This is a genomic window from Anaerococcus prevotii DSM 20548 (assembly GCF_000024105.1).
In the GTDB taxonomy this organism is placed as follows: domain Bacteria; phylum Bacillota; class Clostridia; order Tissierellales; family Peptoniphilaceae; genus Anaerococcus; species Anaerococcus prevotii.
The window spans coordinates 587,486-610,355 of sequence record NC_013171.1; the positions used below are offsets into that span (position 1 = coordinate 587,486).

The 22,870-nt window shown below is 35.7% G+C and carries 13 protein-coding genes and 1 other annotated feature (1 of these 14 only partly in view); of the genes, 11 read left to right on the top strand and 2 right to left on the bottom strand.

Translation table 11 applies throughout. The features are described 5' to 3' along the window. The first annotated feature begins 99 nt into the window (after positions 1-99). From APRE_RS02705 to APRE_RS02715, 3 genes are read left to right on the top strand one after another with little or no spacing between them, the layout of a single operon-like run. Positions 100-1,020: a hypothetical protein gene (locus APRE_RS02705; RefSeq protein WP_015777470.1), complete on the top strand. Its 921-nt coding sequence runs from the start codon at positions 100-102 to the stop codon at positions 1,018-1,020. After that, positions 1,017-2,042, top strand: coding sequence for an Eco57I restriction-modification methylase domain-containing protein (locus APRE_RS02710; RefSeq protein WP_015777471.1), 1,026 nt, complete (start codon positions 1,017-1,019; stop codon positions 2,040-2,042). Before APRE_RS02705 ends, APRE_RS02710 begins: the two co-directional genes overlap by 4 nt. Then, positions 2,042-5,368 carry a DEAD/DEAH box helicase gene (locus APRE_RS02715; protein ID WP_015777472.1) on the top strand — a complete coding sequence of 1,109 codons (3,327 nt, stop codon included), beginning with the start codon at positions 2,042-2,044 and terminating at the stop codon, positions 5,366-5,368. The genes APRE_RS02710 and APRE_RS02715 overlap by 1 nt, the downstream gene beginning before the upstream one ends. A gap of 84 nt (positions 5,369-5,452) precedes the next feature. Here the strand turns inward: APRE_RS02715 and APRE_RS02720 are convergent, their stop codons facing one another. Continuing rightward, the gene (locus APRE_RS02720) at positions 5,453-5,881 is read right to left on the bottom strand and encodes a Fur family transcriptional regulator (protein ID WP_015777473.1); all 429 of its coding nucleotides are present in this window, start codon (positions 5,879-5,881) and stop codon (positions 5,453-5,455) included. A 98-nt stretch (positions 5,882-5,979) separates the two neighbouring features. Here APRE_RS02720 and APRE_RS02725 point away from each other — a divergent pair, with 98 nt between their 5' ends. The 8 genes from APRE_RS02725 to APRE_RS02760 all read left to right on the top strand — a co-directional run bounded on the left by APRE_RS02725 (position 5,980) and on the right by APRE_RS02760 (position 20,506). After that, positions 5,980-7,077, top strand: a complete 1,098-nt coding sequence (locus APRE_RS02725) for a metal ABC transporter solute-binding protein, Zn/Mn family (RefSeq protein WP_015777474.1) — start codon at positions 5,980-5,982, stop codon at positions 7,075-7,077. A gap of 60 nt (positions 7,078-7,137) precedes the next feature. Beyond that, entirely contained in the window at positions 7,138-7,803 is a 666-nt protein-coding gene (locus APRE_RS02730; protein ID WP_015777475.1) for a metal ABC transporter ATP-binding protein, read from the top strand. Then, on the top strand, positions 7,796-8,605 hold the full coding sequence (locus APRE_RS02735; protein ID WP_015777476.1) for a metal ABC transporter permease: 810 nt from the start codon (positions 7,796-7,798) through the stop codon (positions 8,603-8,605). The genes APRE_RS02730 and APRE_RS02735 overlap by 8 nt, the downstream gene beginning before the upstream one ends. Before the next feature lie 329 nt (positions 8,606-8,934). Next, positions 8,935-9,657, top strand: a complete 723-nt coding sequence (locus APRE_RS02740; protein WP_015777477.1) for a YaaA family protein — start codon at positions 8,935-8,937, stop codon at positions 9,655-9,657. Then, the gene (locus APRE_RS02745) at positions 9,654-10,769 is read left to right on the top strand and encodes an exonuclease SbcCD subunit D (RefSeq protein WP_015777478.1); all 1,116 of its coding nucleotides are present in this window, start codon (positions 9,654-9,656) and stop codon (positions 10,767-10,769) included. The genes APRE_RS02740 and APRE_RS02745 overlap by 4 nt, the downstream gene beginning before the upstream one ends. Beyond that, positions 10,751-13,786 carry an AAA family ATPase gene (locus APRE_RS02750; RefSeq protein ID WP_015777479.1) on the top strand — a complete coding sequence of 1,012 codons (3,036 nt, stop codon included), beginning with the start codon at positions 10,751-10,753 and terminating at the stop codon, positions 13,784-13,786. Before APRE_RS02745 ends, APRE_RS02750 begins: the two co-directional genes overlap by 19 nt. Then, positions 13,783-17,148: a PD-(D/E)XK nuclease family protein gene (locus APRE_RS02755; RefSeq protein WP_015777480.1), complete on the top strand. Its 3,366-nt coding sequence runs from the start codon at positions 13,783-13,785 to the stop codon at positions 17,146-17,148. The genes APRE_RS02750 and APRE_RS02755 overlap by 4 nt, the downstream gene beginning before the upstream one ends. Next, the gene (locus APRE_RS02760; protein WP_015777481.1) at positions 17,141-20,506 is read left to right on the top strand and encodes a UvrD-helicase domain-containing protein; all 3,366 of its coding nucleotides are present in this window, start codon (positions 17,141-17,143) and stop codon (positions 20,504-20,506) included. The genes APRE_RS02755 and APRE_RS02760 overlap by 8 nt, the downstream gene beginning before the upstream one ends. A 63-nt stretch (positions 20,507-20,569) precedes the next feature. Here APRE_RS02760 and APRE_RS02765 read toward each other — a convergent pair whose 3' ends face one another. After that, positions 20,570-22,735 carry a metallophosphoesterase family protein gene (locus tag APRE_RS02765; protein ID WP_015777482.1) on the bottom strand — a complete coding sequence of 722 codons (2,166 nt, stop codon included), beginning with the start codon at positions 22,733-22,735 and terminating at the stop codon, positions 20,570-20,572. Positions 22,736-22,825: 90 nt separating this feature from the next. After that, positions 22,826-22,870 (top strand) — a binding site (T-box leader) (it continues 166 nt past the right edge of the window).

Here is a 22,870-nt window from a genome sequence, read left to right on the forward strand (position 1 = left end):
GTTAAATGTGTTAGTGTTATTTTAGTGAATTAAATGATATAATATTTATTAAGTAAGAATATTATACAAATAATATTTATCTATAGATTTGAGGTTATTATGGAACAACCGTTGATTGATTTTGACTCTTATCCTATAAGGTTAACTTTAAAGAAGTTACTTAAGGATAAGTCAACTAAAAAGAATATTATATGGGCGACCAATACTTATGAATATCTTGGGGAGAGTTTTGATGATAGGGCTCAGATTAGTGAAGCTGTATTTAATCATGGCTTTAGTCTTGAGCCTAGGACTAGCAAGTCTCAAGCAACCCAACTTGAGCGTACCAGGAAGAAGGCTGAAGTTTATACTCCTAGCTGGGTGGTCAACTTTATGAATAATTATTGTGACGAAGTCTGGTTTGGGAGAAAAGATGTCTTCAATGTTCAAAAGGGAGAGACTTGGGATCCTGTTAGAGAGAAAATTATATTTCCTGAAGGAAAGACCTGGAAGGATTATGTGGATTCTCCAAGACTTGAAATAACTTGCGGAGAAGGACCCTATCTAGTTTCTAGATATGATGTAGCGACAAGCAAAATTATTAGACACACTATTAATAGGATAGGAATCCTTGATAGGAAACTAAGAATTGTTAATGAAAATACACAAAACAAAGAAGACTGGATCAAATGGGCTATAAGGGCTGTTCAGGCTTCTTATGGTTATGAATACCAGGGCGATAGCCTTTTGATAGCGAGGATAAATGTTCTATTGACCTTTGTAGATTATTATGAGAGAAGATGGGATTGTGATGTGGAAAAAAAAGTTCTTGAGAAGCTTGCCAATATCATTTCTTGGAACCTCTGGCAGATGGATGGACTCACGGATAATGTTCCTTTTGGAGCGCCTGCAGGTGAGCCTGACCAGTTAAGTTTTTTGGAAGTTAGCGAAGAAGAAGAAAGAGAACCTGTGGCCTGTAGGATTTATGATTGGAAGGCCAACAAGAGCCAGACCTATGCATCAATGAAGGAGTTTATATGAAAAAATTTGATTTTGTGGTGGGTAATCCGCCATTTAATGAAACTGTAGAAGGCAGGAGTGAAGAGCCCCCTATTTATCATTTCTTTTATGACGGATCAATAAGCATTGGAAATAATATAACCTTTATTACGCCGTCTAGATTTATATTCGACAGCGGGAAAACTCCATCAAAATGGAATAAAAAAATGCTAAATAGTCCTCACTTTAAAATATTGAATTATGAGCCAGTAGGATCTAAAGTATTTCCTACGACTGATATCAAGGGTGGTGTAGCTATTACTTCATGGGATAATACAAAAACCTTTGAGCCAGTACGAATATTTTATCCTCACAATGAAATCGAAAATATAGTTAGAAAAGTAAAAAATATTACCAGCGATTTTTTTAATATAATTATTTTTTCAAATACAAGTTATAAATACGATAAATTATTTTATGAAGAAAATCCTGACTTTGAAAATAGAGTGTCTGGAGGTTCAAGGAGATATCTATCATCATCTTGTTTCAAAAAATTTCCAGAAGCTTTTTTAGATGATAAAATAGATGAAAATAGTATTGAAATTGTTGGAAGAAAAAATTACAAAAGAACGACAAAATATTTTAATAAAAATTATTTGATTCCACCAGAAAATTTCTACAATTATAAATTGGTGCTTCCTAGTTCTAATGGTAGCGGTATCTTTGGAGAAACTTTAAGCGACCCATTTGTTGGAAAACCTATGGAAGGATATACCGAAACGTTTGTAACATTTGGAAATTTCAGTGAATTTCAAGAAGCAAATAATAGTTTGAAATATATAAAAACTAAATTCGCTAGAGCCATGCTAAATTCAAAGAAAGTTACTCAAGGAAACAAAAATTCAAAAGTATGGGAAAATGTCCCACTCCAAGACTTCACAGAAAACTCAGACATTGACTGGTCACAGTCTATTGCTGAGATTGACCAGCAATTGTACAAAAAATATGGCCTAAGTTCTGAAGAGATTGAATTTATCGAAGAAAAAGTACAGGAGATGGAATAATGACTGAAGCAAAGATTTCTACCACCAAGGAAATTATCCCTATATGCTATGCCTATACTACTCCTGGTGTGACCTACCACGAGGGATGGACAAAGATTGGTTTTACTGAAAGAGATGTAGAAACTAGGGTCAGAGAGCAAGTGGGCACTACTGGCATTATATACAAAATCGAATGGGAGAAAAACGCCGTCTACGAAGGCTCAAACGATACCTTTAGGGATTCTGATTTTCATAAATACCTTGAAAACAATAATATTGAAAGAGAGCCAGGGCTTGAATGGTTTAAGATTGATCCTTTGCTTGCCAAAAATAAATTTGATGAATTTAAGGAAAATAGAGGACTTATAGAAACAAACTTAAAACCTGCTCCTTATATACTTAGGAACGAACAAGCTAACGCAGTAGACATAACAATGAAATATTTTAAAAACCATGATAAGGGAGAATTCCTCTGGAATGCCAAACCACGTTTTGGTAAAACTCTCGCTTCTTATGACCTTTGTATGAAGATGGGTTTTGAGAAAATCTTGATTGTTACAAATAGACCTGCTATTGCGAACTCTTGGTATGATGATTTTGTTAAATTCATAGGTCCAGCTAGTGGTTATTTCTTTATTAGTCGAGTGGATGCCCTTAGGGATAAGAAATTTGTCTTGACTAGAGATGAGTATATGGACAAGGTAGACCTTAATAAGACCAAGGGATTTATAGAATTTGTAAGCCTTCAAGACCTCAAGGGGTCAATCCACTTTGGTGGTGATATTCCAAAGCTTGAGGAAGTTGCAAATATCAATTGGGATATACTAATAATCGATGAGGCTCACGAGGGCGTGGATACCTACAAGACAGACCAAGCTTTTAACCAAATTGAAAGAGCTAATACCCTCCATCTTTCTGGAACACCTTTTAAGGCCCTTTCCAATTTCAAATTTGCAGACGATGCAATCTACAATTGGACCTATGCTGATGAACAAAGAGCAAAAAGAGATTTTGTTTCAGAAGATCTTGGAGAAAATCCTTATGAAACCCTGCCAAGGCTCAATCTTTTTACCTATCAGATTTCAGATATTATAAGAGATGAGCTTGATGATGGGATAGATCTTGATGGAGAAAGTGTTGAGTATGCCTTTGATCTTAATGAATTTTTCTCAACAAATGAGAGAGGAGCCTTTGTCTATGGTGATGATGTGGATAAGTTCTTGGATGCACTTACGGATGAGAATAGAACTAAGTTTCCATTTTCTACACCAGAGCTTAGGGATGAGATAAAACACTCCTTTTGGATTCTAAACAGGGTTGATTCTGCCAAGGCTCTTAAGAGAAAGCTTGAACTAAATCCGGTTTTTAAGGACTATAAGATTGTCCTTGCCGCAGGTGATGGCAAGATAGATGATGAAGTAATTACAGAAGAGTCTTTGGACCGTGTAAGAGACGCTATAAAAAATTACGATAAGACCATTACCCTATCTGTTGGCCAACTTACTACAGGTATAACTGTACCCGAGTGGACAGCAGTCCTAATGCTTGCCAATATGAAGTCTCCTTCTCTTTATATGCAGGCGGCTTTTAGAGCACAAAATCCCTGTCTATTTTCTAATGGAGGCAAACATTTTAGGAAGAAAAACGCCTATGTTTTTGACTTTGATCCAGCAAGAACCTTAGATATTTTTGAACAATTTGCCAATGACCTACATCCTACTACAAGTGGTGGTGGAGGAGACGATGAGACTAGGAAAAGGCAAGTCAGAGAACTTCTAAACTTTTTCCCAGTATATGGGGAAGATGAAGATGGGGTTATGATTGAACTAGATGCAGAAAAAGTTTTATCTATTCCAAGAAAGATTAAGGCTTATGAAGTTGTAAATCGTGGCTTTATGTCAAACTTCCTTTTTGCAAATATTTCGAATATCTTTAGGGCTCCCCAAGAGATAAAAGAAACCATCAAGAAGATGAAATCTTATAAGGAAGGTAAAAAGATACCTATAAATATGGATGATGATACTGCTGATGAATTAGACCTTGATGAAAATGGCCAAATAGATATTCCAGAAGAGAAAATTATATGGCAAGCACAAAAAGTCTTTGGTAAAAAAATTTATAAGGACATAGAATATGGCATAGATCAGGCTCAATCTGACTTAGTTCTTGTGAAAACTCCTAGAAAAACCCAATTAGAAGAGGTCTTAGATACCTATACCAAGCCAATAAGCAAGATTATAGTAGACACGGCTAAGGAAGAATATAAAGATGAAATGGTAAGGTCAACTGAAAGAAAAATTCAAAGGACTATTGAAGATAAAGTTGCTTCTATTGTCAAAAAAGAATTTGGAAACTATGAGATTGAAAGAAATACCATAGAAAGCCAAAGGAAAGAAGAACTTTCTAAATCAAAATCATCAATTGAATCTAGTGCTATTGATAAAAAATATAACGACTTATATGAGTCCAAGTATGATGAATTTAGCAAAAAAGTTAGAGAGGCTGTCAACGATTATAAAACAATCGAAGATTATACTATTGCTACTACTGAAATAATTGAAAATGACAATAGAGAAAGAGAAAAGAAGACTGAAGAAGATAAGATGAGAGACAATCTCAGGGGCTTTTCTAGAACTATTCCTTCATTCCTCATGGCTTACGGTGATTATGATACAAGGCTAGATAATTTTGATAAAATTATTCCAAATGAAGTCTTTCTTGAAGTTACAAGCATAAGTATAGATGAATTTAGGATGCTTAGAGACGGCTATGATTATCTTGATGAAGAAACTGGTGAAATGAAGCACTATGAAGGTCATCTTTTCAATGAACGAGTATTTAATGACTCTGTGAAAGAATTTTTGGATAAAAAAGTTAAGCTTGCCAATTATTTCGATCCAGAAGTCAAAAGGGATATATTCGACTATATACCACCTCAAAAAACTAACCAAATCTTTACACCGAGAAAAGTTGTAAATCAGATGCTAGATCTTCTTGAAAGGGAAAATCCTGGCTGTTTCGATAACAAGGACTTTACTTTTATAGATCCCTACATGAAGTCAGGTTTATATATTGCAGAAATTGTAAAGAGACTTTATAGAAGTGAAACAATCAAAGAAGTTTATCCAGATGGAAAAGATAGGTTAAATCATATCTTTAAAAATCAAGTCTATGGACTAGCCCCAACAGAAATCATTTACAAAATAGCTAGTAACTATATCTTAGGATTTGAAAAAGAGATAGAAATTAAAAAGCATAATCTTAGACTCCTAGATTCTCTTAAAAGTATCAAAGAAGATAGGTTCGAGGAAGACTTAGTTAAATTGTATCCGGAATTGGAAGACTAAAGATAGATAAAGGAAAATTAAAATATAGATTATTTTTCAACTAATAATACCAGAGTTAGAAATAGGCTAGCTCTGGTATTTGTTTTATAATTTTTCTAGATTTTCCTTCTTTTGACACTCAGGGCAAATTCCTGTGAACTCGAAGTTGTGGCCGTTTATTAGAAATCCTGTTTCTTTTTCTATCTTTTCTTCTAGAAAGTGGACTGGGCAGTTTTCTATGACGAACTTCTTCTTGCAAGACGTACAGGTTATGAAGTGCTTGTGCTCATCGTTGTTTAGCTGATAGTAGCTAATGCCGTCGACGTTGGTTGTCTTTAAAAGAATTTCTGCTTCTTCAAGAGTGTTTAGGTTTCTGTAGATTGTGGATAGGTCAAGTTTGGTCTTATCCTTTATTGTTGCGTAAATTTCTTCGGCAGAAATGGGGTTTTCTTCCTTGGCAATTGTTTCTAGTATTAACTTTCTTTGTTTGGTAATTCTTAGGCCCTTGTCCTTAAGAATATTTTCTATTTTCAAATTCTCACCTCTTTTTCATTATACTTTCATTTGACAGATAAAGAAATGATAATATAATGATTGTTGCAAACTGGTTGCAAAAAGAAAAGGAGTTTTAAATGAAAGTTAAAAATATAATAGGAGTTTTAGCCTTAAGTGCAGTTCTTGCTGCTTGTGGAAACAATGCTTCAGAAAATGCAAAGACTGACTCTAACGAGACAAAAGAAGAGATGACCGTAAAGGAAGATAGCAAAGACCAAGCTAAGTCTAGTGAAGATAAGAAGGATTCATCTGCTGAAAAAGCTAGTGAAGAAAATGTAATCTATGCTTCATTTTTCCCAATCTATAATCTTACTAAGCAAATCGCAGGAGATAAGTTTGAGGTGAAATCTTTTACAAATCTTAAGACAGAAAGTCATGGATTTGAGCCTTCTGCAAAGGAAATTGCAGAATTATCTACTTCAAAACTTATGTTTGTAAATGGTGCTGGTATGGAAGAGTGGGAAGAAGCCGTAAAAAACACAGTAGATATTGATATTGTAAATACAAGCGAGGGAATCGATCTTATTAAGGCAAGCGAAGATGATCACGATCATGACCATGAAGACGCAGACCACGACCATGATCATGAAGATGCAGACCATGATCACGACCATGAAGATGGTGAGGAAGGTCATGAACATCACCACCACGGTGAGTTTGACCCACACACATGGCTAGATCCAGCAAATGGTAAGGCTCAAGCTAAGGTAATAGCTGATAAGCTTTCAGAAGTAGACCCTGCCAACAAGGATTACTACATGGCAAATTACGAAAAGATTGCCAAAGAACTTGATGACATAGTTACTGAATACAAGGATAAGTTTAAAAATGTAGATAACAAGAAGTTTATTGTTCCTCACCAAGCCTTTGGCTACCTTGCTCGTGAGTTTGACCTAGAGCAAATCCCACTTAACTCTCTAACATCTACTGGAGAAGCTGATGCTAAGGTCCTTAAGGAAGTATCTGATCTTGCTAAGGCTGAAAAAATTAAGACAGTCTTCTACGAAATGGGCGGTTCTGATAAGGAAGCAAAGACCCTAGCAGATGAAATCGGTGCTGAGGCTAAGCCAATCAACACACTCGAGTTTGCAACTGACGAAGAGCTTTCTTCAAACAAGACCTACCAAGAAATGATCAAGGAAAACTTAGAAGCAATCTACGATTCTCTATCATAGGAGAAAAAAGATTTTACAAAGACTATAAAAAATAAAGAGCCTAGGGGTATAATTAAGTATATGAAATTACTAGAAATTAAAAACTTAAAGTTTGGATATGAAGAAAATTTAATACTAAATGATATCAACCTAGAGCTCGATAAGGGTGACTTCCTTGCTATAAGCGGAGAGAATGGTTCAGGAAAGTCGACTCTAATCAAGCTAATCCTAAAGGCTTTGAAGAAAGATGCTGGAGTGATTAATATCTTGGGTAAGCCTATAGAAGAGTTCGATGAATTCGAGAAGATCGGCTACGTCCCACAGGTAAATGACTCGGCAAAGATTGCCTTTCCAGTCACTTGCAAGGAATATGTAAGTCTGGGACTTTATAAGGAGTTTAATTTCTTAAATATGGCTACAAGGAAGGTAAGGCTTAAGACAGAAAATATCTTCGAATCCCTGTCTATTGAAGACTTGATGGATAGACCCTTCAATAAGCTTTCTGGGGGTCAGCAACAAAGAGTCATGATTGCAAGAGCCCTTGTTTCGACACCAGAAATATTAATCTTAGATGAGCCAACTGTAGGAATTGACGCAAGGCATAAGGAAGATTTCCTAAAGCTCTTGCTTCATTTAAACCAAGATCATGGGATAAGTATCCTAATTATAAGCCATGAGATGGATCTTATTAAGGAATTTGTAACAAGGACAGTAGTTCTTAAGGAAGGGAGGCTAATTAATGCTTAAGTATGATTTTATGTTAAGAGCCCTCCTTGCAGGAGCTATGCTTGCCATAATTATTCCCATGATTGGCGTGGTGATGATAAACAGAAGGACCTCTATGATAGGCGATGCCCTAAGCCATTCCTCCCTTTCTGGTGTGGCTATCGGTTTGATCTTTGGGGTCAATCCCTTGTGGACTTCTTTAATAATATGTGTACTCGCAAGTTTTGCTATTGAGATTATTAGAAGAAGGTTCGACCAATATGGAGATATGGCGACAGCTATAGTGATGAGTGCAGGAATTGGTCTTGCGGCTGTTCTTTCAGACTTCACTCCCGGGGGAACTAGTTTTGAATCCTTCATGTTCGGTTCAATTACGACTGTAGGAAAGGATGACCTTATTCTTATTGGAATTATATTTGTAGTGGTACTTGTAGTTTCCCTCTATTTTTATAATGCCCTCCTATATAATTCCATAAATCCAATGATGAGTAGGCTTTCTGGAGTAAGGACTGACCTTGTGGATTCCTTCTTTACCTTGATTACTGCTATAACAGTAGCGATTTCCGCAAAGACGGTAGGTGCCTTGATGATAACCTCCCTTATGGTAATACCGGTTGCGACATCCCTACTTGTTAGCAAATCCTACAAGTCATCCTATATCCTTTCAATAATCCTATCCCTCCTATTTATGATTTCAGGTATAAGCCTAAGTTTCTATAAGGGAGTAAAACCAGGCGGGGCTATAGTCCTCATAGCCATAGGATTTTTGATAATAGTTTCTCTTCTTAGTCTTATTAGAAAAAAGATTATGGTTAAGAAATAAGATGAAGGTCAAAAGTTATTAGTTATAAAAAAAATTTAAAATTTAATGATATAAATACACGCAGGCATAGTCTTGCTTAGACTGTAGACAAAATCAAAATCCCCCTTATTTCGACCGAACGGAGTGAGTGGAGAAATCTAACGAGATCTCTCCATGCGTTCGTTTCACTCTCTTAGTCGAGATAAGGGTAACTTTGAGATAGAATAATTTTTTAATTAAGATACTTTGTCTACCATCTGGGCAGGCTACGGCCTGCTTTTTTCGTGAGAATTTATGACATGTAAAAGGGGAGGGACTTTATAGTATAGTGTATATATAAGGAAGGTATTATGAAAATTATTATATCACCAGCAAAAAGATTTAAACATTTTGACAATAGAAAGACAGATGATATTTTATTTGAAGAAAAAACTCGAGATCTTGTAGAAAGGATTCAAAAGCTTAGCTTAAATGAAATAGGCAATCTCAACCAGACCAATGATGAGCTAACCGAGAAGGCTTATTTTGATTATAAGGAATTTGACTTTAATCATTTAGATAATCCCGCTCTTTTTTCCTATGATGGCTTGGTTTTTAAACAATTTTCCGAGGAGGACTTTATAGATCCAGACTACTTAAATGAGCATGTCTATATAATCTCAGCCCTCTATGGAGCCCTTAAGCCATATTCAGGCATCAGGGATTATAGACTCTATTTTGATAACAAGATGATCGATCTCTATGATTTTTGGAAGGATGATATCTACAAGGAAGTCTTCAGGGATGGTGAGCTTGTGATTAATCTTGCTAGCAAGGAATATTCTAAAACTATCAGGCCATATCTTAAGGAAGAAGACCAATTTATTACTATAGATTTTAAGGATGAGAAAAATGGCAAGGTCAGGTCAATTGTCGCTTGGACTAAACAGATGAGGGGGAAGTTCCTCAAGGAGATTATTAGCAATAAGATAGAAGATCCAGAAGAGATCAAGAAGATTGAAATCGACGGATACATCTTCGATCCTTATTTGTCTACTGGGGATAATTTCGTATTTGTAAGGAGAAAGTCGTGAGACTCCTCCACCTATCAGACCTACATCTAGGAAAAAATATCGGTTCGTATTTCCTAATCGAAGAGCAAGGCTTTGCTCTAGCTGAGATTATCAAAATTATAAAAGAAGAAGATGTCGATATAGTGATGATTGCAGGAGATATCTTCGATACTATTATTCCAAGTGCGGAGGCCATGGATCTTTATTCTAACTTTATCGAAGAGATAGTTTTTGATTTAGGAAAGAAGGTCCTAGCTGTTTCTGGCAATCACGATTCATCTAAGAGACTTGATATCAACAAGAGATTCTACAGGTCCAATAATTATTATCTAGTAAGCGAATATGACAAAGATCCTATTAGCTTTGAGGATGATTTTGGGAAAGTTAACTTCTATCTCATTCCCTTTATTTCCATAAATAAGGCGAAAACAATCTTTGATTCATCAATAGATAATTTCACCGATGTCTATAAATATGCCCTAGAAGCTATTGACTATAGGGATAGGAATGTGCTTATTACTCATTGCTACGCTTCAAATATGAGTTCATTTGACAAAGAAGTCTATGACGAAGGTCAAAAGCCTCTTACTATCGGAGGAACTGACGCCATGGATGCAAGTTTATTTGAAGGCTTCGACTATGTAGCCCTGGGCCATCTTCATAGGGCTCACTACGTCTTAGACCCTAAGATCAGATATTCAGGGACCTTTATGAAATATTCCTTCGATGAGGAAAATCTTACAAAAACTGTAAGCCTAGTTGACCTTAAAGATAAGGCAGAAATAAGAAAAATCGAAATCCCCTTCTTGAGGGACTTTGTTACAAAAAGGGGAATGTTTGAAGAAATCTTAAAGGAAGAAAAGTCAGAGGATTATATAAAATTTATCCTAGAAGATTCCTATATTCACGAAAATGCCATGGCAAGGTTAAAGGAGAAATTCCCTAGGGCTGTCTCAATCACTTACGCCAACAAGGCTGTATTTGAGAGGGAAGATAGTTACGATGTGGACATAGATGACAAGAATTTGCTAGAGCTTTTTGCAGAATTTTATCACTTCAAGATGGATGAAGACCTTAAACAAAAAGACACCCAACTTATACAAAGGATAGGCTTATGCGACCAAGAAGACTAAAAATGAGAGGTTTTATAACCTACAAGGAAGAGATAGATATAGACTTTACTACTCTTTTCGAGAAAAAAATATTTCTAATATCTGGGGCGACCGGATCAGGCAAGACCAGTATTTTTGATGCAATAAATTTCGCCTTATACGGAAAGGTAGCAAGAGACATATCCGCTGATAGATTAAGGTGCGACTTTTTATCAGAAGAAGATCCCTACACCTACGTATCTCTCGACTTTGAGGTAGGAGAGAGGACCTATAGGATAGAAAGAATCCCAAGACAGGTCGCAAAAAAGACTAAAATCGGTCAAAATATAGGAAATGCAGTAAGTCTATACGATATTACAGATGGTGTGACTCTTCTAAGCGAGAAGAAAACCGAGACAGATGAGATGATTAAAAATATTATAGGTCTCGATGACAAGCAATTCTCCAAGGTAATGCTCCTTGCCCAGGGAAAATTCCAGGAGTTTCTATCTGCCAAATCCACCGACAAGGCCAAGCTTTTGGGAGATATATTTAAGACATATGAATACAAGAACTTCCAAGATAAAATTAAGGAAATGGCTAAAGATAGTATCCAAAAGATGGAATACATAGATAATGACCTCGAAAATATCCTCTCCTATAATGAAGAAATATCCGGACTAATAGATAGAGACTCTATTATAACCCACGATTTTCCAGAAATGGAGAAGGTCATCGAAGAGAGAAAATTAGTATATGAAAATAAGTCTGACCTCCTTAAGGAAAGTGAACAGAATATTGATAAGGCTATAAAATCTGACCTAAGAGATCTTCAAAAGGCTGAATTAGATAATACAAATATAGAAAAATACCAGGAAATAGAAAAAAAACTGAGGGCGGAAAGAGAAAAAGAAAGCGAATACAAAAAGCTAAGAGATTTAATAAGAAAATCAGAGCTTGCAAATAATATTTCTATCTTTGAGAAAAACTACCAAGGCACCCTTACAGATATCGATAAAAACAAGTCTAATCTCGAAATTTTGAAAAAAGATGAGAAAACTGCTCTTAAAACAAAAGAAGAAGTAAGGGGAAAGTACGAAAAGCTTGCCGAGGATAGATTAAAGCTTGATAAGCTAAAAAGAAAAGCAGAAGAAATAGAAAATACTATCCTTTCCTTGGAGAAGTTTAAGGAAGCTGAAATAGCCTACAAATCAATAGAAGAAAGGACAAAGCTATTAGATCAAACTCAAAAGGAAATAGAAAGTCTAGAAAAAGATTTGGCAAAAGAGCGAGAGCTATTTGATCTAAATAACGAACTTTTGGGAGAAATAACTGAAAAGGGAAGGTCTGAGAGTAAGAATCTATCAAATCTTATGGAAAATATCAGAAAAGAAGAGGAAGACTTAAAAATGCTAAGGGAGATAAAAAGCTACGAAGAAAGTCTCCTATCCTTAACCAAAGAAAAGGATAAGCTTGAATCCTCTGAGCTAAAGGCCAAGGAGAATGAAGATTTACTTATAATCAACAAGCTTATCGATAGGACAAACGAAGAGGGAATCTGCCCAGTTTGTGGAAGTAAGCATGATGAGGCAATAGGAAAGCACCCAATAGAAGACTACGACCTTGATAATTTAAGAAAGAGTCTAATAAGTAGTAAGGAAGCTATCAAGCTTCGACAAGATCAAGTCGAAAAAATAAGAAAAGAGATAGTTTCTGATAAAAATATAAACGAGCTTGAGAAAATCCTTACAGAAAACTACAAGAGAAAAGATGAAATTGAGAAAAATATAGAAGCCTTGAGAGAAAATTACAAGAAAAAAAGCCAAGATAAGATAGATTTTAAGAAAAAACTCGATAAAATCTACCACGACCTAGAAGTAAAAAAGAAAAAAGAAGATGGGCTAAAAAGGGATGCTCAAGATAATAAAGAAATTGAGATAGCTTACCTAAGCCAAAAGGATAAGATGAAAGACTTATCCAAAGAAAGTCTAGTAGATGAGAAAAAAATCCTAGAGAAAGAAATATTAGACTTGGATAAGGATATTACTGAAGTTAACAGGAAGTATCAAAATGCAGAGCTTAAGATCAAGGAAATTCAAACAAAGATAGAAAATATCAAGGAAAATATAAAAGACCTTGACCTAAGAAGAGACAAGTACAAGGAAGAATTTGATAAAAAGCTAGAAGAAAACTTTGATAATATCGCTTCTTACAAGGAAGCTCTAGAAAATTATTCTGGATTAGCTGGTAAAAAAGAAGGAATGGAAGAATTTTTCAATAATTTGGAAAAACTTATGATAAGCGAGGAGAACTTTGCTTCATACAAGGATATGGAAGTAAGGGACCTCGATAAATTAAGAGGGAAAATTAAGTCAAAGGAAGATGAGAGAGACATAATAAGGAATCAAAAATCAGAGATCCACACTAGACTTGATAATTTCTCTAAAGTAATAGCTAGGCTTAAGCTTTTGAGGAAAGATTATGAGATGAATATGAAAGAAAATGAATCTCTTGCGAGACTTTCCAAGGTGGCGGATGGGTCTTTTGGCAAGGTAAAGGGCAGGGAGAAAATCGACTTTGAGACCTTCGTCCTAACCTATTATTTCGATAAGGTCTTAAAGCTTGCGAATATGAGGCTTCTCGCTATGACAGACAATCAATTCTCCATGGTAAGAAAGTCCGATACGACAGATCAAAGATCAAAGACGGGTCTTGATATAGAAATCCTCGATGCCAATACTGGAAAGATGCGTCCGGTATCTACTCTTTCTGGGGGTGAGAGCTTCCTAGCAAGTCTTTCCCTAGCCCTCGGCTTATCTGACGAGATTAGTATGGAAAATGGGGGAGTAAGGATCGATACCCTCTTTATAGATGAAGGCTTTGGAAGCCTGTCCAAGGATTATCTGGAAAATGCAGTTTCAGCTATAGAAAAACTCGCATATGAGGATAAATTTATAGGCCTTATTTCTCATGTGGACGAATTAAAAGAAGCAATCGATGCGAAGATTTTGGTTTTCTATGAGCCAAGCGAGGGATCAAAAGTGGAGGTGGAAGCATGATAGAGACAATTATTTCAAGATATCCTAAGGAGATGTCTACTTATATTTACAAGAAAATCGAAGAAGATTTAAAAAATGGCAAGAAGGCGCTTTTGATAGTGCCAGAGCAATATACCCTCCAAACCGATATTAATTTTCTTAAAAATATTTCCTTTGAGGCGGTAATGGATGCCAAGGTATTGAGTTTCTCCTCTCTTAAAAGCTATATCGGGGAAAAAATCGGTCAGGCAAATGAGAAATTTCTTACAAAAAATGGGAAAATCATCCTAATTTCCAATATCCTCCAAGATATGAATGATAAGCTTAGTTTATTTCAAAACAAATATTTCAATATAGAGTTTGTGAACAATATTTCTTCTTTAATCTCATCTATCAAGGACAATAACTTTGATGAAGATTTCTTTAAGAAAATCGAAGAGAGTGATGATCCTATTACGAGGATTAAATTTAAAGAAGTGAAGATGATCTACGATGCCTACGAGAAGGAAATTTCAGGAAAATTCATAGACTCTGAGGATAGCCTATCTTATATTATAGAAAGACTTCCTCACTGTGACTTTCTAGCTGATACAGTATTTTACTTTGATAAGTTCGATAGCCTATCAGAACTTAAGCTTTCCTTTGTAGAAGGGCTTATAAATAGGGGAAATGAAGTTTTCTTTAGCCTAAATCTCGATACAGAATATATTAATAGTAATATTTTTTCAGACTTGGAGTTTTTCGACTCTACTGATAAGCTCTATAGAAAGTTGAATGAAATAACTAGGACTCACGATACAGTCCTTGATAATACGAGCCTTGCGAAAGAAGATATAGGCCATCTTGCTAGAAACTTCGAGAGATTTAATCCTTTGAAATTTGGAGGAAGTCCTAATAATATACGTTTCCTTGAAAATCCATCTACTAAGACAGAGGTTGAAAATACTGCAAGAATTATAAATTATCTAGTAAAAGAAAAGGGCTACCGATACAAGGACCTTGCTATTTATATTTCTAGTGAAGACGAATATAAAAATGAAATAATAAAAGTCTTCAATAGATATGACTTGCCGATTTTTATGGATTCTGATAGGAAGCTTATAGACAATCACATAGTAAAGACGTTTTTGGCTATTTTAAGACTTGTGATTTATAATTTTAACAGTCAAGACTTAAGCTATTTTCTAAGGTCTGGTCTTTTTAGTTTCTCAGTAAACTTTGAGGAAAAGACCATAATTCTTGAAAATTATATCAAAAACAGGAAGATTAAGGGCAAGATGTTTCTTGAGGACAAATATTTTGTCTATGATGAAGACTTCTACAAAAATCTGTGCGAGAATGATCCCAAAAGAGAAGAGAAACTAGGGGCAAAGACTTACGAATACCAAGTTATAAATGAGCTAAGAGATAGGATTTTGGATCTTCTTAATCCTCTTTTAGAGCTAAAAGAAGAAAAGACCAGGGATCTTTGTATAGGAATCTTTAATATTATAGATGATAAAGACATAAGAAGGGGAATCGCTAGCTTCCAGAAAATCTTAAAGGAAAGTGGAAGGCTTGATGAATACAAGGAAAACGACCAGGTCTGGGATAAGTTTGTAGAAATACTTGAAGAGATCGTTGATCTTATGGGAGAAAGGAGTTCGAGCCTTAGGAAGGTTTATTCCTTGATTGAAGCTACATGTAAGGACATCAATGTAGGAATTATCCCACCTAGTAAGGACCATATAGAGATAACAAGTTTTGCCAGAGCGAGGATTGCCGATAGGGGAGTAAACTTTATCCTAGGACTCAATGATGTTTTCTTTCCTTCAACTAATAGGGAAGACCTCATTGTAGGCAAGGGAGAAAAGGATAAGCTAAGGGCCCTTGACCTTGACCTAAAGGTTTTCGACGAGGACTTCGAAGAGCGTGAGAAGCTTGTCTTCTATAAGCTAATTACCATATCAGATAAGCTCTTCTTATCGTATTCCCTTGCCAATAGGAAAAGTGAAGCGATCAATAAATCAATCATCCTAAATTCTATTATGAATATCTTCTCTGATAGGGAAGGGAAGACTTACGGGATGGTTTATGGCAATGACTTGGGTCTTTCCATAGAGAAATTTTCCTACAAGACTATGGAAGTAAGAGCTCTAAGAAGTATCAGACAGATGATGAGAAATGAGAATGTAGATGAAAATGATAGGGAAATTGCTAGGGCCTTTATCAAATATCTTAAGGAAAATGACTCATATGAGTTAATAGAAAAGGGCCTAAACTTTACTAATGATAAGAAAAATCTTAGAGAAGACTTGGCAGGTTCTTTATATAAGAAAAACCACTTTAATGTAAGCGAGATCGAAAGCTATTCTAGGTGCCCTTACAAGTATTTCGTAAACTACGGCCTAAGGCCAAATATCGACGAAAGCTATGAAGTAGACCATATGGAAGTGGGAAATATTGTCCACAAGCTCTTTGAGGATATTTCAAGAAACTTATCAGAAAAAAACATAGAAGAGCTTAAGGCAAGTGATCTAGAGGATATACTGATAGAAAACTTCAAGGAAGCGACCCTTAGAAATCTCGACAAGACCAGAAGAGAAAATCCTAGGAATAAATTTATCCTAAACAATGTCCTAAATTCTGCCAAGAGAAATTCAGAAAAGTTAATCGACCAGGTAAAAAGTGGGGATTTCAAAATCTATGCTGTAGAAAAAGATTTTGGCTACGAAAATGAAGACAATCTGCCAAAAGTTTATGTTGACGATAAAAATTATCTGAGGGGAAGGATCGATAGGATTGATAAGGCTGGCAATTTCGTAAGAATTATCGACTACAAGACAGGAAATAAGACCTTCAAGATTATAAATCTCCTAAACGGCCTAGACCTCCAGCTCTTAGTTTATATGATGTCGGCTACAGAAAACGAGAAGGACCTTATGATCCCTGTAGGATCCTTCTACATGCCCCTATACGATGAGATGGAGTCAGTAAATAGCGAGGGATATTCTCCCGAGACCGTAGAAAATGCAATGAATGATAAGTTTAGGATAAATGGCCTTATAGTTAAGATTAACGAAGAAATCTTTAAGATAATAGATAAAAATGCTGAAAGTCCGAAGGAATCTACCATCCTTGATTATAAGAATTCGGACGTGCTTAGCCCTGAGGAAGTGGTTAAGCTTGAGCAATTTGCCAAAAGTTTAGTGGGAGAATTTATCAAAAATATCAAAGAAGGAGATATCAGCCTTAAGCCCTTGGCCTACGATTCAAATAGGAATGAGTGCCAGTATTGCGACTTTAAGGGAATATGTAAGTTCGATGAAACTATCGACCAGCTTCGTTACAGGAATTTTGATAAGGATAAGACAATAGAGGATTTGGGAGGTGAAGATGACTAAGATGGAATTTAGTAAAGACCAAAAGGCTGCTATAGAAACTAGAGGAAAAAATATAATAGTTTCAGCTGCGGCAGGATCTGGTAAGACCAGCGTTCTCGTAACGAGGATTATCCGCCTTCTTATAGAAGATAGGAAGGATATAGGAAGTTTTATTATAGTTACCTTTACCAACAAGGCCTCTGTCGAGATGAAAGATAGGATAAGGACTGCCCTTGAAGAAGAGTTAAAGAAAAAGGGAAGTGATCTTAAGTTTATCAAAGACCAACTCAAAAACCTAAAGCATGCCCAAATCAAAACCCTCCACTCCTTCTGTGCGGATATGCTAAGAGAAAACTTCTATTACTTCGATGACTTATCTCCAAACTTTAAGGTAATAAGTGAAAATACGGCGACAATCCTAAAGTCAAATGCCATTGATGAGGTCTTTGACAAAAGATATGAGCAGATGGACCCTGCCTTTGAAAACTTCCTCCACAACTTTGCTACTAATAAGTCAGATAGTGGGGCAAAAGATATTATCCTAAAGACTTACGAGAAAATTATGGCTGAAGTAAGGCCAATTGCTTGGCTAGATCAGGCGACTTCGGAAGGCTTTAAGCTTGATAAGTTTAAGGAAACTGTAAGAAGCGAAATGGATCAAATCCTAGACTTAGCTAGGACCAACTACGACTTTACCATGGGCCAAGGCATGCGTGATAAGCACCAAGAGCTAATCTTCGATGACTTCTCTCAAATTAATGATCTTACTATCTTACTTGATAAGGATTGGGATAAGTTTATAAGAAAGATTGGTAAAATTAAATTTGGAAGGATATCTAAATCCAAGAAGGATGTTGAGGAAGATTATAGCTTTATTAAGGATACGAGAGATCTCTACAAGGAAGATATCAAAAATGTGGCCAAGTTTGTAACCAATACAGATAGCCTAACCATGGAGCTTTTTGCCAAGAAGGAAGAGGACCTTCTTTCTGAAATTAATGTCTTGGTCAAGGACTTCATGAAAGTCTATCGAAGGCTTAAAGAAGAGAAGGCCTATCTCGACTTTTCTGATATGGAGCATAAGTTTATCGACCTGATCGACATAGAAGAAGCTAGAAATAAGCTTAGGGAGACTTACAAATATATATTCTTTGACGAATATCAAGACTCAAACGAAATCCAAAACTACATTATAGAAAAGCTTAAGGGAGAAGATAATCTGTTTTTTGTAGGAGATGTCAAGCAGTCCATCTATGGCTTTAGGAGGGCTGAGCCAAAACTTTTCCTAGAAAAATTAGAAGCTTACGACAAAGATGATAAGTCAGTTAGGATTGACCTTAACAAGAACTTTAGATCTCAAAAGGACGTCCTAGACTTCGATAACTTTATCTTCGATAGGCTAATGACCAAGGAAGAAAGCGACATCGACTATAGGGATGGAGGCCACAGACTTAACTTTAATAAGAATGAACAAAGTGCCTACGAAAGGGCCAATATAAAGGTCATAGATAGTAAAATCCGTGAGGAAGATTATCTGGCAAAACTTATTGAAGAGATAAGGGCTATGGGCTACGATTATCGTGACATAGCAATTCTCTTAAGAAGTGGAGGAAAGTCCTATGTCTACGAAGAAGCCTTCAAGAAGGCGGAGATTCCATTCTTTAACGATATAAGCAAGGTATCCTTTAGGGCTGTTGAGGTTACATTTTTCATCAATCTCTTAAAATATCTTGCCAATCCAAAAGATGACCTAACTCTTTTATCTCTTTTAAGATCTGAAATTTTTGATTTTGATGAAGATGATTTGGTTGAAATTAGATTAAGCTCTGATTCTTATTCCTTTACTAAGGCCTTTGATGAATATGACAAGGATGAAGAAATAGTTGAGAAAATCAATGACTTTAAGACGATCTTTGCTGACTTAACTTATGTCAAAAACCTCCTTTCACTTTACGAATTTGCCAACTATGTCTTTGAGAAGACAGGATTTTATGAATACTTGCTAGCGAGAGATAGGGCAAGTGATAGGATAAACAATGTCGAAAGCTTTATAGATATCATGGATGAGTATGATAGGACCAATGACAATGGGCTATTTGGCTTCTTGGAATTTGTAGATTCACTTTCTATAAATCAATCGGACAATATCCAAACAACAAGAGAGCTTTCTGAGGCGGAAGATTTAGTTAGGATAATGACTATCCACAAGTCCAAAGGTTTGGAATTTCCAGTAGTAATCCTTGCAGACTGTGGCAAGAGATTTAACAACAAGCACTTGCGTGAGCCGATTGTATTTGATGATGATTTGGGAATTGGGATCAATCTTTCTGATTATGAAAACAAGTTGAGATTCTCATCCCTTAGGAAAAATCTTATCAATGATAAAATAACTAAGGAAAATAAGAAAGAGGAGATGCGAATCCTTTATGTAGCCATGACTAGGGCAGAAGAGATGCTTTTTATCACTGGCGAGAGAAATCTTAAGACAGTAGGAAGATTAAAGGGACGAATTGACTTTCTCAATATGTCTACCTATATGGATTGGATTCTTTCAATTCTGTCAAGAGATAAGGTCTCAGAAGAATTATTTGAAGAATATGAGACCAATGCCCTAGATGGTCTAGCTTCCCTTGAAGTAATAGAAGAAAGTGACCCTATTGATAAGTTTGAGTCTAAGGATATTACAGACTTTCTTAAAAGTGAAGATGTAAATCAAGAAATTTATAATAAACTCAAGCAAATTTTCGATAGTCCATATCCTTATGAGGACCAAACTAGGGAATCTATCAAAAGATCTGTTACAGAAATAAGTAAGGACTTTGATCCTTCCCTTGACGGCTATAGGCTTCCTAACTATGAGGAAAACGAGCTAGCAGGAGATTTTAGGAAGGCAAATTTCATAAGAGAAGAAAAATCCTACAAGGCTACCGATAAGGGAACTATGATCCATAGAATCTTCCAAGCCCTAGACTTCAAGGACTATGATAAAGTAAGCCTTAAGGAAGAAATCGATAGACTTATTAGGGAAAAAAGGATTGAGGAAGATAGCTTGGACCTAGTAGACTTAGATAAAATCCTAGGCTTTTTCGAAGATCCTTTTATCAAAGATATATCCCAAAAGGCGACAAATATCAGAAAAGAGGAGTCCTTCCTTATGACCTACGAGGACTATTATGTCAATGGGCAGATAGATTTGATATTTGAGATAGATGACAAGGTAATCTTAATCGATTTTAAGACGGATAGAACTAAGCGAGAAAACTTATATAAGAAACAAATCCAAATTTATAGACAGGCTATAGAAAAATCTCTAGGAAAAAAGGTTGAGACGTCTCTAATCTACTGGTATAACTTTAAGGAATTTACAAAAATCGAATAAGAACAAAGTAAAAAACGACGAGAATAAAGCTTATCTAATTCCTTCTTCGTCGTTTTCATTTATTTATTCTTCTGTGATTATTTTTGTATCGTCGTATTCGATATAGTTAAAGTAGTGGTCGATTTCGTTTAGGTCAGCGTTTTGATAGATTGTAGTCATCTCCTCGTTCATTTCTCCTATGAGGGCTAGGATAAAGACACGGAGGGACTTTTGGCCGAAGAACTTATCCGATATATTCATCTTAGCTCTCCTTACAGCTCTAGAGTGGGCGATCGTCTTTGCAAGGTCTACCCCGGTAATGGAAGACTTTTTAGTGATAAATCTTGAAAAGAAATCTAAGAGATCTCTTAGGCTATCGACTCTTCTTATGAGATACTTGTAGGCGAAGTTTACAGGAAAACCCTTGGTTTGGATGAGTCTTTCGAAAAACTCCTTCTTAGATCCATTTCTTTTAAGGATTATGGCCCCAGTAACTGTATCAAAGACCTCATTTATCTCATCTGCCGCATAATCAAGCACTATATTTATAATATCGTAGTCAGGATCGTTTATATTATCAATCATTTTAGTCACATAGGAAGGACGGTCTTCATCGCTAGTTGACCTGTATTGGTAGATATAATTACAAAAGTCATAGAAAGTATGACCCTCATCATCGATTGGCATGGAAAAAATCTTAGATGAGACCTTATCCATGGCGGTTATCACAAAGTGAGGAGTTAGGATTTTTTCAGCCTGGCCTATGATTATATCGATTGCTTCTTCGATATTACTTGCTTTTATAAAAAGTGTATTCATCAAGGCCTTGATCCTAAACTCGTATTCGTAGTTTAAGTTACTTATAACAATTCTTCCTACATACTTGCTATAGATTGGAAAACGGTCAGCAATGTTTGGAAAAACTATCTTATTCATATAACCAGTATAGGGAATATCCAGGCCAGTTTTAGCCCTTAGATTATCTATAAGAACTTTTTTGAAATCTATCTTATCAAAAAGCGGATTGTTGGCTTGGATCCTAATATAGTTGTGGATTACCTCTTTAAGGCTAAGCTGGTTAGTCATGGTGTGAAGGATTGCATCTTTTACTATTTCTTCCTCGCCATTATAGTCAGTGAAGGAGAAATCATCTATAAGCTCTGTTGTAACAAAAACTTCAAAGCCGTGATCTGTCGAGGTCTTGTTATTTATTTTTATATGCCTACTAGGAAGGGGGTAGGTTATGGTCGATCCTGTTTGGATATCATAGATTGTATTACCTATCTCGCTTGTGTATTTGGCTGTTCCATTTTCGTGAAGGTGGCCTGTAAAGACAAACTTAACCCCGCTATCTGCAAGTATTTCTATTGGGGTCTTACAATCAATCCTAGGATCCTCGTCTTTAAACTTATCCCTCCATTCTTTTATGATAAAAGGAGAAAAGGCAAGTTCTTGATTTCTGAAGTTTGGAAGGAGGGCATGGTGGGCTACGACAATTACCATATCCTTTCTCTTCTTAGCTTCTTCAATTTTTTCTAGCATCCATTTAATCTCTTCTTTTGTAATAGATCCAGGAATATTCTCCCTTCCATCTCTATTTTTTTCTTCCCTATCAGCTGAGTAAATCGAAGTATCTAGCATGATTAAGCTTAAGCCATTATCGTCTATATAGTCTTTTTTAATCCTTGCCACATAGGAAAAATATCCATGGGCATAGTAGGAGTATTCTACATCTCTGTTATATTTTTTGTTGACAAAATCTAAATAATTCTTAAAAATTTGACTATCCCTATAAAATTCTAATATGGAATCATCCTCATAGATAAAATCGTATATTTCTTCAAATTCTCTCGGACTAACATTTTTAGTCTTCTGATCCTTAGAGAAGTCATAGGCTCTGTGGCAGTTGATGTCGTGGTTACCAGGTGTGAGGAAGATTTTCCTCCTAGGATCTTTATCCTTCCAATGTCTTAAATAACCTGCGACTAGTTTATGAGACTTATACTCTCCTTCTTTGACCAAGTCTCCTGGTAGGATTAGGTAGTTACTACCCGCCCTATCTACAATTTCTAGAGCACGCCTAAAAAGTCCCTCGCTTTCTACGACAAGCTTTCTTTCTACCTTAAGCTCCTTGATGAAACTTTCGCTAGGTCCCATTAGCTCACTCGCTAGGACATGGGGGTCGGATATAATAGATATATCAAAATTTTCTATAATGTTTTTTTCTCTGTCTTTATTAATCTCTTTCATACTTCTATTATACTTAGAATGGCTTAAATTACACTAATGAAAATCAAGTTTGAAAATTATAAAAATACAAAGTATACTAAAACAGTAGTATATATGACCTTGATAAGAAAAGTACATATAAGTAAATTTTTACAG

Coding starts and splice junctions, on each gene's coding strand:
- APRE_RS02750 (WP_015777479.1), top strand. CDS start 10,751: ATGCGACCAAGAAGACTAAAAATGAGAGGTTTTATAACCTACAAGGAA.
- APRE_RS02730 (WP_015777475.1), top strand. CDS start 7,138: ATGAAATTACTAGAAATTAAAAACTTAAAGTTTGGATATGAAGAAAAT.
- APRE_RS02710 (WP_015777471.1), top strand. CDS start 1,017: ATGAAAAAATTTGATTTTGTGGTGGGTAATCCGCCATTTAATGAAACT.
- APRE_RS02725 (WP_015777474.1), top strand. CDS start 5,980: ATGAAAGTTAAAAATATAATAGGAGTTTTAGCCTTAAGTGCAGTTCTT.
- APRE_RS02735 (WP_015777476.1), top strand. CDS start 7,796: ATGCTTAAGTATGATTTTATGTTAAGAGCCCTCCTTGCAGGAGCTATG.
- APRE_RS02740 (WP_015777477.1), top strand. CDS start 8,935: ATGAAAATTATTATATCACCAGCAAAAAGATTTAAACATTTTGACAAT.
- APRE_RS02705 (WP_015777470.1), top strand. CDS start 100: ATGGAACAACCGTTGATTGATTTTGACTCTTATCCTATAAGGTTAACT.
- APRE_RS02755 (WP_015777480.1), top strand. CDS start 13,783: ATGATAGAGACAATTATTTCAAGATATCCTAAGGAGATGTCTACTTAT.
- APRE_RS02765 (WP_015777482.1), bottom strand. CDS start 22,735: ATGAAAGAGATTAATAAAGACAGAGAAAAAAACATTATAGAAAATTTT.
- APRE_RS02760 (WP_015777481.1), top strand. CDS start 17,141: ATGACTAAGATGGAATTTAGTAAAGACCAAAAGGCTGCTATAGAAACT.
- APRE_RS02715 (WP_015777472.1), top strand. CDS start 2,042: ATGACTGAAGCAAAGATTTCTACCACCAAGGAAATTATCCCTATATGC.